This window comes from Novosphingobium sp. Sphag1I (assembly GCF_056279125.1).
Window position 1 is genome coordinate 146,979 of sequence record NZ_JBWBQS010000004.1, and the last position, 14,242, is coordinate 161,220.

Consider the following 14,242-nt stretch of genomic DNA (forward strand, 5'->3'; position numbering starts at 1 on the left):
CAAGGAGACGGGATGTGGCAGCTCAACTCAAGCTGATTCAAGAAGGCAAGGACAAGGACAGCATGGACCGTCAAAAGGCGCTGGAAGCCGCTCTGGCACAAATTGATCGGGCGTTTGGCAAGGGATCTGCCATGCGTCTGGGGGCCAAGGAAACCATGCAGGTGGAGGCCGTTTCCACCGGATCGCTGGGCCTTGATATTGCTCTGGGCATCGGTGGTTTGCCGCGTGGGCGTATTATCGAAATCTATGGTCCCGAAAGCTCGGGTAAGACGACTCTGGCGCTGCACGCGATTGCAGAGGCACAAAAGGGCGGCGGGACGGCGGCTTTTGTCGATGCCGAACACGCGCTCGATCCGGTTTATGCCAAGAAACTGGGCGTCGATATCGACAATCTGATCGTGTCGCAGCCCGATACGGGCGAACAGGCGCTGGAAATCGTCGATACGCTGGTGCGTTCGAACGCGATTGACGTGCTGGTGGTCGACTCGGTTGCCGCCCTTGTGCCGCGGGCCGAAATCGAAGGTGAAATGGGCGACAGCCATGTGGGCCTTCAGGCGCGTCTGATGAGCCAGGCGCTGCGCAAGCTGACCGGTTCGATCAGCCGTTCGCGTTGTATGGTCATCTTCATCAACCAAGTTCGCATGAAGATCGGCGTGATGTACGGCAATCCGGAAACCACGACGGGCGGCAATGCGCTCAAGTTCTATGCGTCGGTGCGTCTCGACATTCGCCGCACGGGTCAGATCAAGGATCGCGACGATATCGTCGGCAACGCCACCCGCGTGAAGGTGGTGAAGAACAAGGTGGCGCCGCCCTTCAAGCAGGTCGAGTTCGACATCATGTATGGCGAAGGCATTTCCAAAATCGGTGAAATCCTCGATCTGGGTGTGAAGGCCGGGATCGTTGAAAAGGCCGGTGCATGGTTCAGCTATGATTCGATCCGCATTGGTCAGGGACGCGAGAATTCGAAGAACTATCTGCGCGAACACCCCGAAGTGCGTGACCGGATCGAAAATGCCATTCGTGCGCAGACCGAAGGGTTGGCCGGTGAAATGATGGCCGGTCCCGAGGCCGAAGATGACGCGTGATTCCTTTGGTTGATGGTTGAAAACGCGGGGGTGTGGGCGGAATTGACGCTCACGCCCCTGTTTTTTTAGAATGCAAGTAGGGCTGAACAGCGGAAACTGGGCAAAAGATTGCTCTGTTCGGCAAAAACGATGGCTCTGAATGCGCCTTCCTGCTTGTCCACCGCCCTTTGGTAGCTTATCGGCAGGCCCCATGATCTCGACGAACGAAATCCGCCGCTCCTTCCTCGAATATTTTGGCTCGAACGGCCATGATGTGGTGCCGTCCGCGCCGCTCGTGCCGTATAACGATCCGACATTGATGTTCACGAACGCAGGCATGGTCCCGTTCAAGAACGTCTTTACGGGTCTTGAAACGCGCGCGATCCCGCGGGCAACCAGCAGCCAGAAATGTGTTCGTGCGGGCGGCAAGCACAATGACCTCGACAATGTCGGTTATACGGCGCGTCACCACACGTTCTTTGAAATGCTGGGAAATTTTTCCTTTGGCGACTATTTCAAGGAACAGGCGATCACGCATGCATGGTCCTTGCTGACCAAGGAGTGGGGCCTGCCTAAGGACAAGCTGCTGGTCACGGTCTATCACACTGATGATGAGGCCTTTGGCTTGTGGCAAAAGATCGCCGGTCTTTCGGATGATCGCATCATTCGCATTCCGACCAGTGACAATTTCTGGTCGATGGGCGACACCGGGCCTTGCGGTCCGTGCAGCGAGATTTTCTTTGACCATGGCGATCACATTTGGGGCGGTCCTCCGGGGTCGCCGGAGGAAGATGGTGACCGCTTCATCGAGATCTGGAACCTCGTGTTCATGCAGTTCGAGCAGCAGGCTGACGGCACGCGCCTAAGCCTGCCCAAGCCCAGCATTGATACCGGCATGGGGTTGGAACGTATCGCGGCGGTCATGCAGGGCGAGCACGACAATTACGACATCGATACATTCAAGGCTCTCATCTCGGCCAGCGAATCGCTGACGGGTGTGAAGGCAGAGGGCGATACGCGCGCCAGCCATCGTGTGATTGCCGACCACCTGCGTTCGACCAGCTTCCTTCTGGCTGATGGCGTTCTGCCCAGCAATGAAGGTCGCGGTTATGTTCTGCGCCGCATCATGCGTCGGGCGATGCGTCATGCGCATCTGCTGGGCGCCAAGGATCCGTTGATGCACCGTCTGGTGCCCGCACTGGTGACCGAAATGGGCGCGGCTTATCCGGAGCTGGGACGTGCGCAGGCTTTGATTCAGGAAGTGCTGGAGCGTGAGGAAACCAAGTTCCGCCAGACGCTCGACAAGGGGCTGAAGCTGCTTGATGAAGCCACCGATGGTTTGGGCGAGGGCGGTACTTTGGCCGGTGAAACGGCCTTCAAGCTTTATGACACCTACGGCTTCCCTTATGATTTGACCGAGGATGCGCTGCGTTCGCGCGGGATCAGTGTCGATAAGGATGGCTTTGACGCCGCAATGGCGCAGCAGAAAGCCGCTGCTCGCGCGGCATGGAAGGGTAGCGGCGAGGCTGCGGCCGGGGAAGTTTGGTTCGATATTGCCGAACGCGTCGGGGCGACCGAATTTACCGGTTACACCAGCACCACCGGCGAAGCGCAGATCGTGTCCATCGTCAAGGATGGCAAGGAAGTCGAAAGCGCCAGCGCGGGCGACGCGGTGACGATCATCACGAACCAGACGCCGTTTTATGGCGAATCGGGTGGTCAGATGGGCGATGCCGGTACGATTACCGGCGCTGACGGTCTGTCCATCACCATTAACGACACCGCAAAGCCGCTTGGCCGACTGCACGCCCATGGCGGCAAGGTTGAAAGCGGCACGGTTAAGGTGGGCGATGCGGTGGCCTTGTCGATCGATGTGGCGCGTCGCGATGCGATCCGTGCGAACCACTCGGCAACGCACCTTTTGCACGCGGCCTTGCGCAACCGCTTGGGCGGGCATGTGACGCAGAAGGGTTCGCTTGTGGCGCCCGAACGGTTGCGTTTTGACTTTTCGCAGCCCACTGCTCTGACGGCCGAGGATATTGCGGCGATCGAAGCGGAAGTGAACGCGGAAATTCGCGGCAACGAAGTTGTCAGCACCCGTTTGATGAGCCCTGAGGATGCGATTGCCGCAGGGGCCATGGCGCTGTTTGGTGAGAAGTATGGCGAAGAGGTTCGCGTGCTTTCGATGGGCAGCAAGGCTGAGGGCAAGACTTTCTCGGTCGAACTTTGCGGCGGCACCCATGTGCGCGCATTGGGCGACATCGGCGTTCTGCGTATCGTCAGCGAAAGTGCAGTTTCCTCGGGCGTGCGCCGCATCGAAGCCTTGACGGGTGAGGGCGCGCGTCAGTGGTTTGTGAACCGCGAGGAGCAACTCAAGGCTGCGGCTTCGGCGCTGCGCACGACGCCTGATGAAGTGGAGGCCCGCGTTGTGGCCTTGCTTGATGAACGCAAAAAGCTGGAGCGCGAATTGGCCGAGGCCAAGAAGGCGCTTGCTTTGGGCGGCGGCGGCGCGGCGGCGCAGGCGGCGGACGAAACCATCAATGGTGTGACCTTCAGCGGTCAGGTCATCGACGGTCTGGACGCCAAGGAATTGCGCGGTCTGCTCGACACGGCCAAGCAGCGGATGGGTAGCGGCGTGGCCGTAATCGTTGCGGTCAACGACGGCAAGGGCGCTATCGCCGCTGCCGTTACGGACGATCTGACCGGAACGGTCAGCGCGGTTGATTTGGTGCGTGCCGGTGTTGCGGCGCTTGGTGGCAAGGGCGGTGGCGGCCGCGCGGATATGGCGCAGGGCGGCGGGCCGGATGGTTCCAAGGCTGCTGATGCGATTGCCGCGGTCAAGGCGGTGATTGCCGGGTAACCTTGTCCGAATAGAAAACAAATAAGCCGTCGCGGGGAAACCTGCGGCGGCTTTTTGTTTAGAATCTGTTTTTATAGCCTTTGGGCCTCGGCATCGGCTCCAAGGAAATGATCCGTTCAACAATCACATTGTGGCGAAAATAGCCGTAATGACCGTGATAGCCGGGAACCGAGGTCTTCCTGCCGATGAAGCGGATATGCCAAGGTTTTTCGTGGCCATTAATGCGGTCAATATCTTTGCCTGCCATCTGCGCCAAATCGAATTGCAGCCATGCCGCCCCGCCGAAATCGGGTTTTCCGTCCTCCATCGGCACGATGCGGGCGAAGTCCCAATAGGCCTCCCCTTCAAATTCGTCCCACCAGATGCCGTCGAATTGGCGCGGCGGATCATAGCGGATGCATTTGGGGGAATCGTCGGTGGAGGTGTAGGCGAAAGTGGAGCCATCGGCGTTTTTTTCGGTATGATAGGTTTCGCAAGGTACGCCCCAAGGGAAACCTATCATCCAAGTCATATTCTTGGCGCGGTCGGACCAATGCACATATTGGGCCGGGTTGTTCAAAAAGGAACGTCGCCACAAATGGCGCGGCCAATGTAAATGCCAAGACCTTGTAGCGCTTTCTCATCCTGCGCGTTCGCGAAGGGTTGAGCTTTTGAGCTTCGGCTTCTCAGTCAGGCCCCCGTCTTGCATGATCGTTTCGCGATATTCGTCACGTTTTTCGTGGATCGAGGCGATGACAAAGCCCATCGGCACGCCCAATTCGACCAGCACCGCTTCGGACAATTGCAAGGTTGCCTCCAGCGTTTCAGGGATCGCATGGGTGACGCCGGCGCGATACATGGTCGCCGCGTGGATTGTGTCGCGCGCGCGGGCCAGGATCGGCAGGTCGGGATATTGTGCGCGCAATTTTTTGACCAAACGTTGGGCTGTGCGCGGTTCATCCATGGTCAGGATCACGCAATTGGCACGTTCAAGGCCGAGCCTTTCGATCATGTGGTTTGACGAGGCTTCGCCAAAAGTGGCGTGATAGCCCTGACGCAAGGCGCTGGCCACCAGATCGGGGTCGGAATCGACGCCGACATAGGGTTTGTCATGCGTTTTCAGCATGTCGGCCACCAATCGCCCGACCCGGCCGAAACCGATGATGACGGCGTGTGGCGGGCTTTCCTCGTCCAGCGACGGCGCATTTTGCCCTGCGGCGTCAACCCGGCGGGCAAGGCGCCGTCCCGCCCATGCCAGCAATGGCGTTACGGTCAGGCCGAAGGCCGTCACCGTCTGCCAGAACTGGGCGGTGCCGGGGGCAATCAGGGCCGCGCTGCTGGCCGTGGCCAGAACGATAAGGGTGGTTTCCGAAGGGCTGGCCATCAGGATGCCCGCCTCGGTTGCGACGCCGCGCCGCGCGCCAGTCAGGCGAAGGATGCCGCCTGTCACTATCGCCTTGACCACGACGACACCGGCCGTGGCGGCAAGGATCGCAACCCAGTTTCTCGCAACAGCGGCCAGATCGATGCTCATGCCCACCGTGATCAGGAAAATCCCCAGAGCCAGCCCCTTGAAGGGCGCGGTGATACCCTCGACCTCGGTGTGATATTCGGTTTCGGCGATCAGCAGGCCCGCGATCAGCGCGCCAACGATGGGCGAAAGGCCGACGCCTGCGGTTGCAAGGGACGCGACGATGACGACCAGCAAGCTGGCCGACAGGAAGAGTTCGGGGCTTTTGGTCCGCGCCGCCTGCGCAAACAGGTGGGGCAGAAAATAGCGGCCAAAGACCATCAGAATGGCGACGACCAGCGCGCCATAACCCAGCGTTTGCGCCAGTTCGACCCAATCGGCGCCGCCCGCACGCGGGGCCAGCGCACCCAGCAGGAAGATGATCGGCACCAGCGCCAAATCTTCAAACAACAGCATGGCCAAGGCGGCGCGTCCAACCGGAGTGGTCGATCCGGCAATAGGCAGGACCAGCGCCGTCGACGACATGGACAGGGCAAAGCCAAGGCCGACCGATCCGACGGCGCTCTGTCCCATCATTTTCAGGCCGATGCCCAGAACCAGCGCCGCCACCAGCAATTCGGCTGCGCCCAATCCCAGCACTTGTTTGCGCATGGCCCAAAGGCGGTCGAAAGACAGCTCCAAGCCGACCGAGAACAGCAGGAGGATGATGCCGAATTCGGCATAAGGCGCCAAAGCCTGTGCGTCGGTGATCGTGACATAGGCCAGCCACGGGGCGTCGGCCACGTGGCGGCCAAGGCCGTAGGGGCCGACCAACAGCCCGACCAGAATGAAGCCGATCACCGGCGTAATGCGAAAACGTGCAAAAACCGGAATTACGATGCCCGCCGCGCCCAGAATGACCAGCGCGTCACCAAGCGGTGTCGAAGGAGAAAATGAAACATGAGCCATATCCGCAGGCTAAGCGATGGTGGCGGATATGTCACGGTCGAACCCACCCGGACATGGAACGTGGCGAAATTGTCATGGGCTGGTCACAAAAATAACCACTGTTGCGTTTTGTGCAATTGGCGTTGCATTTTTCGCTTTGCGTGAAAGGGCGAATCGGATAATCAGAATGCAACGAAAAGAAGTTTGGGGATTTGTTGGATGCGTAAGACCGGTAAGCGGATTTGGTTGTACCTGGCGGGATATGCGGTTTCGGCCGCTGGCGTGCTCGCCATCCCGGCTCAGGCCGCCGATCTTGCTACGCCGGTGACCATGGCCGCCGCGGTGCAGGTGGAAAGCCCGTCGACTTCGATGGCTCTTTCTCCGGTTGCGGCGGCCATGGATCTGATGCGATCGGGGCGTTCGGCCGATGCGCTGGCGTTGCTCGAACCGGCAATGGGCAAGCTGCAAATGGTGGGCAAGGCCAGCGGGGCAAAGCCCTATTGCCAGCATGACGGTTTGGTCGCGCGCGGGGTAAAGGTGCTGGACGCGGATCTGTGCGATGCACTCTATTTGCGCGCTTTTGCTCTGACCGAATTGGGCCGCCGCACCGACGCGATCGAAGCGTTGGAACAATTGACCCAGCTTTCGCCCGACTATCCGCGCTATTTTGTCGAACTGGCCTATGCCTATCGCGCCGGCGGGGACAAGGCTTCGGCCATGGAAACCTATCGCCATGCTGCTGAACTGGCATCGGCGCCGGGCCAGCAGAAATATCGCGCAGCGGCTTTGCGCGGCATCGGCTATCTGCTGGTGGACAAGGGTGATCTCGAAGGTGGGGAGAAAGCCTATCGGGACAGCCTGAGCGACGATCCGCAAAACAAGATCGCGCTGGGCGAACTGCAATATATTGCCCGCAAGCGCGGTGCGATGGAACAGAAGGGCGGCTAAGACCCTAATGACCCTCTTTCAGGGGGGAAGCTGAAGGGCGCCTGTTAACGCAGGCGCCCTTTTTATTTGATCTCAGCCCGCGTAAAACGCGCCAAAAAGAAGAGGCCCGGTTTCCCGAGCCTCTCTTTTCGTCGTCAAATGATCGAGGAGCGATTACGCTTCCTTGGCCATTTCGGCTTCGAGGTTCTGCACGATGGCTTCGAAGAACGCTTCGGTCGTCAGCCAGCCCTGTTCGGGGCCGATCAGCAGCGCGAGGTCCTTGGTCATCTTGCCGCTTTCCACGGTTTCGATGCAGACGCGTTCCAGCGTCTGGGCAAACTTCACCACTTCGGGGGTGTTGTCGAAACGGCCGCGATAGATCAGGCCGCGCGTCCACGCGAAGATCGAGGCGATCGGGTTCGTCGAGGTCGCCTTGCCCTGCTGGTGCTGGCGATAGTGACGGGTCACGGTGCCGTGGGCGGCTTCGGCTTCGACGGTCTTGCCGTCGGGCGACATCAGAACCGAGGTCATCAGGCCCAGGGAGCCAAAGCCCTGCGCGACGGTGTCCGACTGAACGTCGCCGTCATAGTTCTTGCACGCCCAAACGAACTTGCCCGACCACTTGAGGGCCGAGGCCACCATGTCGTCGATCAGACGGTGTTCGTAGTGGATGCCGGCTTCCTTGAACTTTTCGGCGAAACCTTCGGTGGCGAAGACTTCGGCGAACAGGTCCTTGAAGCGACCGTCATACTTCTTGATAATGGTGTTCTTGGTCGACAGATACACCGGCCAGCCAAGCGACAGGCCATAGTTGAACGATGCGCGGGCAAAGTCGCGGATCGAATCATCCAGATTGTACATCGACATGGCGACGCCTGCCGACGGGAACTTGAACACTTCGCGGTCGATCACCTGACCATCGTCGCCTTCAAACACCAGGCGCAGCTTGCCAGGGCCGGGGACGAGGAAGTCGGTGGCGCGATACTGGTCACCAAAGGCGTGACGGCCAACCACGATGGGGTCGGTCCAGCCCGGCACCAGACGGGGCACGTTGCTGATCACGATGGGTTCGCGGAACACAACGCCGCCCAGGATGTTGCGGATCGTGCCGTTGGGCGACTTCCACATTTCCTTGAGGTTGAATTCTTCCACGCGGGCTTCGTCCGGGGTGATCGTGGCGCACTTTACGCCGACGCCATATTCGCGGATCGCGTTGGCCGAATCGACCGTCACCTGGTCGTTGGTCGCGTCGCGATTTTCCACCGACAGGTCGTAATACTTCAGGTCGATGTCCAGATACGGCAGGATCAGTCGTTCACGGATCCACTGCCAAATGATCTTGGTCATTTCATCGCCGTCGATTTCGACGACGGGGTTGGCTACCTTGATTTTTGCCATGTGCTTTATCTTCCCTGGGGTGGATTGGCTTGCCTTCCCCCGTAGCATAGGATTTCCGCCGCGCAAGGGCGGGTTTTCGCAATGTGGGTTGCATAAGGTGGAATGTTTTTGATATTGCGAAGTCATATCAAAAATCTGGCGCAACTAAGGCATTCAGCCGCCTTTCCGGCTCTGGGCAAGGCTATTTTAACGCCGATGCCGTAGATTATCCTGACCGGAACGTTCGCCTGATGTGATCAGGCCCCAAGCGGTTGGAGCCATCCATGTCTGCCCTTGAAGTTGATGTCATTTTGCGCACGCATAATCGGGCGGACATGTTGCCCGATGCGGTGGCGTCTTTCTTTGCCGCCGATATGCGCGGGGTGAATGCACGCCTGCTGGTGGTCGATAATGCGTCGAGTGATGGCACGGCGGCATTGTTGCAGTCTTTGCGCCAAACCTATGGCGAAACTTTGGTGCCGCTCTATGAAGCGCGCCCCGGTCCTCAACATGCGTTGAACGCTGCGCTGGTTCATGTCAGCTCGGAGATCGTCGCTTGTTTCGATGATGATGAACGCATCGTACCGGGCTGGTTTCAGGCGATTCGGCGCGAATTTGCCGATCCCGAAACGGACTATATCGCCGGCCCGGTCCTTTTTCCCGCGGGCAGCAGTCTGCCGGAATGGTTGCCGTCGGGGTTCAATGGCGCCCTTGGTTTTATTGACCATGGGGCGGAGCGGCGACAGTTCGCCCCCGGCTTTCACGGCATGTTGACGCAGGGGAATTGCGCGCTGCGGGCCAGGATTTTCGACGAATTCGGTCCCTATCCCGAAGTCTTCAACACGGCGGAGGATCGCTGGCTCAACCAATGGTTGACCGATCAGGGCAAGCGCGGGTTCTATTGCCCTGATTTTGGCGTGACCCACCTGTTGCAACCCGCGCGCGTCAGCCGGGAATATTTCCGCCAATGGGCGCTGCGTGAAGGGCGCGATCTGGCCACCTGTGACACGTTGCTTTCGAGGCCCAATATGCTGGCCCAGCGGTGGTATTGGCGCAAGATTGCCGGTTGCGCGGCGCGCCGTCTGGTGGGGGCCGGATCGGCGGCCGAATTGTTCCGCGACGAATTGGAACTGCGCGTGGCAGCCAGTTACGCCGCCACTCTGCTCAAACCTCGCGCGGCTTAGGCCGCCGAGCGGCGCCCCAGCTTTTCCATTCCAATAGAATACATCCGCAATCCGATGTTGCGGATTTCAATCGTGGCCGGGTGGCGAACCAGAAACAGGCAGGCCAGCCAGCAGGGAATGCCCGCCAGCGAAAGCGCAATCAGCAAGCCCCAGCCAATGTCTGCCGCGCCCATGCCCAGCCAGTTTTGCGCGATAATCAAGGGAATGCCCGCGCCATAGGCCGCCACCGCGCTGCGCCAATAGATGTTGAGCAGGCTGCGAAAACGAAAGTGCATCAGGCGGCCAAGAAATACGCCATAGATACCCACCCAGATTAGACCATAGACGATGCGACTGGCCGCCGCCGCTTCGACGCCGATGAAGCAGGCGATGGTGAGGCAGGCCAGAATGATGGCGGTGTCGATCCAGTTCACCCAGATCAATGTGCGGATGCGACCCAACAGGATCGGCACATCCATTTGCAGCGGGATCGCCACAAATAAGGTTTCCGAAATCGCGGTCCATTTCAGCAGCGGCACCACGCCCGCCCATTTCGGCCCATAGAGCAAATGCACCAGGGGCCCTGCGGCCAATCCCAGTCCCACCATCGCGGCCCAATTGACCGCCGTATTGCAGGCCGTCAGGTGCAGATAGGACGGCGCCAGCGGGTCGCCCGCATCCCGTTTACGCGCAAAGGCGGAATAGAACACCGATGTCAGCCCGCTGGTGACCAAGGTGGATAATTGCGCCGACAGAGCGGTGGCGCGGCTGAACAGGCCCGTCGCGGTTACGCCCAGCAAGCGGGCAACGATCAGGTCTTGCGTGCGCATGCCGATCGCGCCACTGGCGCTGATGAAAAAGGAATTGGCGCTGAAAGAGAGGAGCGGTCGCGCAGTGGCCCACTCACGCGGGATTCGCGGCCAGACCGGGCGAAAACGCATCACCAGCCCCGTCCGCAGGATCGCCGCCAGCAGCAGCCCCCAGGCCAGCGCCGAAGGACCGATCCCGCGCGAGGCCAGATAGATGCTGAGCAGGCCGCCCGACAGAGCGCTGGAAATATTGGCGATAAACAGCGCGCGAAAATTCATCTCTCGCGTCAGCAGACCGACCGGGATTAGCGCGAAGGGGCTGATAAAGCTGGCCCCGGCAATGATGAGCGTTAGCGGCACCAGCGTCGGGTTGCCGTAGAAATAGCCAATGACCGGCGCCAAAGCCCCCAGAACCACCGCGACGCCGCAGGCAATCGAAACCGCGATCCCGGCATAGTCACGCACATGGGCCGGGTCCATCGCCTGTTGTCCGGAAACGAACCGCGTGATCCCGGCATCCTGAAACATCGAGACCAGCATCGAGGAGGCCAGCGCCACCGAATAGACGCCAAATTCCGCCGGGCTGAGATAGAGCCGCGAGATGATGACGCTGACGCCGAACTGGATCACAAAGGCCAGATATTGCGTCGCCATGGACCATGCGATGGAGGCTCGAATCGACATGGGTCAGCAATCGACCGAATGATGGGAATGGGCAGCGATCATAGTGCCGATGATTTATACCGGCAGAGGTAAAGATTTATCCTGAGAGCAGGGGGCGATGAAGCGACCTGATTACCAGAATCAAAAAACCCGCCAGCTTTGCAGCTTGGCGGGTTTTTGAATGGTGGGCGTAGGAAGGATTGAACTTCCGACCCCTGCGATGTCAACGCAACGAGCGTGACTCAAAATGGCAGTTTTCCGGGGTTTCTGCCCATTTCTGGGTGGGAACAATAAAAGAACATGCACCCCTTTTGCGTGAGTCTCACGCAAATTTCACGCAAGTTTTTGAAGGAAAACCCATGAGCCAATTAACCGCTATTGCCGGCGATTCGCATGTCGCTTGGACCGTCTCCAGCACCGCCTATCTGCGCAACCTCGATGAGGAGGATCTAGCGCGCGAGTGCATCGCGATCCACCACCAGAACGCCCCGAAGCGCAATGAGAGCGGCGGCACTACGCTGAGCGTCAAATGCCCTGCGCTTATCGTCTCGCTCTATTACGAGCCGCGCGAGGTTGCCGACCGGGTGGCCGCTATCCTGAATGCGCATTGGGATACGTTCGAGGAACCCGCAGGAGATCCTTGGCGGCCGATTGATGAGAATACGCCGAGGGAAGGCTGGGATAGCCCGATCCTGACTTGCCGCATGGGTGAGACGATGCAATGGTTCGGCAACAAGTTCGTCGCGGGTTACGCTGAGCCACCCGAGGCCGCCTACTGGAATGAGGCTGGGCACTGTTGGACGCCGATCCAGCGCCCGCACGATCCATGGGAACCAACCCACTGGCAGCCAATGCCAACACCTCCGGCGCAGGAGGGGTATGGCGTATGACCTATTCGCCCGGTGAACCCATGCGCTTCGCCTCACTGGATACCAGTAAGGTCAAAAACCGTTGCGCCAACTGCATGGAACCATATCGAGCGCACCGCCCGCGCATGAGCGCACCACCGCTGTGTTCCAACGGACGCGGGATCTATCGCGAGGCATCAGAGGAAGAATTGAGCGCTGCTTATAACGCGGCTTTTCCCGATGGCCATTCCCAGCCTATCGCCACGTTTGACCTGAACAATCCGGCTGATGTTGAGCGAGCCAAAAACCTGCTCTCGCCAGATGCGTTGCACCGATTCTTTGGCCCTGGCGGCGGTGGATTGCCTGCGCTCGATGCCGCTATTCGAGATGGCGCACAGAAGGGAGAGGGGTGATGCCGATCCGGCCCGAGAACCGCGCCCGCTATCCGAAGGACTGGAAAACCATCAGCCTGCGCATCAGGACCGAACGCGCAGAAGGCCGCTGCGAGTGCGACGGGGAATGCGGTGACGATCACGGAGGCCGGTGCAGCGCCATCAATTACGAGGCGCATCCGATCACCGGTAGCAAGGTCATCTTGACGGTCGCCCATCTCGACCATGTGCCTGAGCATTGTGAGGATGGGAACCTCAAGGCCATGTGCCAGCGGTGCCACAACCGATACGACAACCCCATGCGCCGGGCGGGCATCCGTGAGCGCGCCTTTGCCGGGCAGGGGAATTTGTTCAGCTACACAGGAGACGCACCATGACCAATAAGACCGAACCCGCTGCGGATGTGGTGGAGGCTGGCAACAAGCTGGCCGCACAAGCCCGCTCTTATTCAAGGGGACTTTCTGGTACGGTAGCGCTAGGGGCTGCCTTGAATAATTGGGACAAGGTAAGTCGCGCCGCCCTATCCGCCATGCCCGCGCCATCGGCTGAACCTGTGGGGCGCGAGCCCCCTGAATTATTGAGCAAGGATGAGGCAAAAGCCATCCTTGCCGATGCCGAGAGGCTTTGGCGCGATTTGCAAGAGAATCAACTTGGCGGGTTTTCTGGTATCAATAGACCGTTTTATATTCTTCATGAATTTCGCCGTGTGATCGAAAAGTATGGCAGGCGTGACGTTGGCCTTACTTGGTCAAAAAATGATTTGGATGCCATTGCCACCCCACAACCCACGCCCGCACAGGTCCGCGCCGAGGCGCTGCGCCTTGCTAAGTTGGTATTGGATGCACGGGATACTGGCGATGAAATCGCTGTTGTAGAAGCTGCGGAAACCCTTCTCGCCCTGATCGGAGACGCGCAATGACTGACCTTATCCAGCGTCTTGAGGCTGGTGCTATGCAGCAGGAGCGGGAGTTGTTGTTGGAGGTGTGGTCATCATTATGCCCCCAGCCCAAACTGGAAGATGAGCCAGAGTGGCAAGGGCCGGGAACGCTGCGCCAACCGCTTTACCATCACTGGTACGTCAATAAGCAATCTTTCCATGCCATGCTAGACTGCGGCGCATACCTCGATGCAGTGAGGCTGCTCCTCCCCGATGGCCACTCATGGGCATGCGGATCTTGCGGCGAGGATGACATGCCTTGGGCCTGCGTGACCTTGAACAGCTTTGAGGATGGTTGCCCGGATTTCACCGGCAGCGCGATCACTGAGGCGCTGGCTTTGGCCGCCGCGATCCTAAAGGCAAAGGAGGCTGTTGCCAGCGATTCGGCGGCGGATTAGGATCACCATGTCACGGTGAGTTCGCTTGCTTTGCCCCCGGCCTCCGCGAGGAAGCCGGGGTTTCATTGAGGTAGGTTAAGGCGAGCCAACATAGCTCCCATCGGGAGCCATGACGCACCTATTCCCTGCAACATATTTCCCGTTTGGGCAGAGCGTGACCTTACCGGAACCGCCCATATAGCTTCCATCAGGGGCCATGCGCGGCGTGCCAGCCACATATGAACCATCGGGAGCCACCTGCGCTGGGCCGGAAGTGTATGTGCCATCGGGCGTCATTGTGCATTGGCCAACGACATAGGTACCGTTCGGGCAGATACGCGGGTTTTGCGGAGGCTGCGCTTGGACTGGCCGGATGTATTGCGGCGATGGCGCCGCATAGTTCCGCTCCTGCTCCGTGGGCTGAACAGATGCCCCGACAATGCCG

13 protein-coding genes and 1 tRNA gene are annotated in these 14,242 nt (G+C 59.6%); 9 read left to right on the forward strand and 5 right to left on the reverse strand.

Annotated features, from left to right (window positions below):
- Positions 1–14: 14 nt before the first annotated feature.
- A complete protein-coding gene (gene recA, locus ACZ9HU_RS05810; protein ID WP_476103349.1) occupies positions 15–1,088 on the forward strand; it encodes a recombinase RecA in 1,074 nt (357 codons plus the stop codon).
- 190 nt (positions 1,089–1,278) lie between these two features.
- Positions 1,279–3,927 (forward strand): alanine--tRNA ligase, encoded by a 2,649-nt coding sequence (gene alaS / locus ACZ9HU_RS05815; RefSeq protein ID WP_476103351.1) that lies wholly within the window; start codon positions 1,279–1,281, stop codon positions 3,925–3,927.
- Positions 3,928–3,985: 58 nt separating this feature from the next.
- On the opposite strand, the gene ACZ9HU_RS05820 is transcribed toward alaS, so the two are convergent.
- Positions 3,986–4,438 (reverse strand): hypothetical protein, encoded by a 453-nt coding sequence (locus tag ACZ9HU_RS05820; protein ID WP_476103353.1) that lies wholly within the window; start codon positions 4,436–4,438, stop codon positions 3,986–3,988.
- A gap of 108 nt (positions 4,439–4,546) precedes the next feature.
- Positions 4,547–6,325, reverse strand: a complete 1,779-nt coding sequence (locus tag ACZ9HU_RS05825) for a cation:proton antiporter domain-containing protein (protein WP_476103355.1) — start codon at positions 6,323–6,325, stop codon at positions 4,547–4,549.
- Between the two features lie 198 nt (positions 6,326–6,523).
- Between ACZ9HU_RS05825 and ACZ9HU_RS05830 the strand changes: the two genes are divergently transcribed.
- The gene (locus ACZ9HU_RS05830) at positions 6,524–7,252 is read left to right on the forward strand and encodes a tetratricopeptide repeat protein (RefSeq protein ID WP_476103357.1); all 729 of its coding nucleotides are present in this window, start codon (positions 6,524–6,526) and stop codon (positions 7,250–7,252) included.
- 153 nt (positions 7,253–7,405) lie between these two features.
- Here ACZ9HU_RS05830 and ACZ9HU_RS05835 read toward each other — a convergent pair whose 3' ends face one another.
- Entirely contained in the window at positions 7,406–8,629 is a 1,224-nt protein-coding gene (locus ACZ9HU_RS05835) for an NADP-dependent isocitrate dehydrogenase (protein WP_476103359.1), read from the reverse strand.
- A 263-nt stretch (positions 8,630–8,892) separates the two neighbouring features.
- On the opposite strand from ACZ9HU_RS05835, the gene ACZ9HU_RS05840 reads away from it, so the two are divergent.
- On the forward strand, positions 8,893–9,792 hold the full coding sequence (locus ACZ9HU_RS05840) for a glycosyltransferase family 2 protein (RefSeq protein WP_476103361.1): 900 nt from the start codon (positions 8,893–8,895) through the stop codon (positions 9,790–9,792).
- Here ACZ9HU_RS05840 and ACZ9HU_RS05845 read toward each other — a convergent pair.
- Together ACZ9HU_RS05845 and ACZ9HU_RS05850 are read right to left on the reverse strand one after the other, a co-directional pair.
- The gene (locus ACZ9HU_RS05845; RefSeq protein WP_476103363.1) at positions 9,789–11,264 is read right to left on the reverse strand and encodes an oligosaccharide flippase family protein; all 1,476 of its coding nucleotides are present in this window, start codon (positions 11,262–11,264) and stop codon (positions 9,789–9,791) included. The genes ACZ9HU_RS05840 and ACZ9HU_RS05845 overlap by 4 nt on opposite strands.
- 161 nt (positions 11,265–11,425) lie before the next feature.
- A tRNA-Leu gene (locus ACZ9HU_RS05850) sits at positions 11,426–11,551 on the reverse strand.
- A 51-nt stretch (positions 11,552–11,602) separates the two neighbouring features.
- Between ACZ9HU_RS05850 and ACZ9HU_RS05855 the strand changes: the two genes are divergently transcribed.
- The 5 genes from ACZ9HU_RS05855 (at position 11,603) to ACZ9HU_RS05875 (ending at position 13,818) form a co-directional block, all read left to right on the forward strand.
- Positions 11,603–12,133: a DUF551 domain-containing protein gene (locus tag ACZ9HU_RS05855; protein ID WP_476103365.1), complete on the forward strand. Its 531-nt coding sequence runs from the start codon at positions 11,603–11,605 to the stop codon at positions 12,131–12,133.
- Positions 12,134–12,237: 104 nt separating this feature from the next.
- The gene (locus tag ACZ9HU_RS05860) at positions 12,238–12,504 is read left to right on the forward strand and encodes a hypothetical protein (protein WP_476103367.1); all 267 of its coding nucleotides are present in this window, start codon (positions 12,238–12,240) and stop codon (positions 12,502–12,504) included.
- On the forward strand, positions 12,504–12,860 hold the full coding sequence (locus ACZ9HU_RS05865; protein ID WP_476103369.1) for a hypothetical protein: 357 nt from the start codon (positions 12,504–12,506) through the stop codon (positions 12,858–12,860). The genes ACZ9HU_RS05860 and ACZ9HU_RS05865 overlap by 1 nt, the downstream gene beginning before the upstream one ends.
- On the forward strand, positions 12,857–13,402 hold the full coding sequence (locus ACZ9HU_RS05870) for a hypothetical protein (protein WP_476103372.1): 546 nt from the start codon (positions 12,857–12,859) through the stop codon (positions 13,400–13,402). Before ACZ9HU_RS05865 ends, ACZ9HU_RS05870 begins: the two co-directional genes overlap by 4 nt.
- The gene (locus ACZ9HU_RS05875; RefSeq protein ID WP_476103374.1) at positions 13,399–13,818 is read left to right on the forward strand and encodes a hypothetical protein; all 420 of its coding nucleotides are present in this window, start codon (positions 13,399–13,401) and stop codon (positions 13,816–13,818) included. Before ACZ9HU_RS05870 ends, ACZ9HU_RS05875 begins: the two co-directional genes overlap by 4 nt.
- The last annotated feature ends 424 nt before the right edge of the window (positions 13,819–14,242 follow it).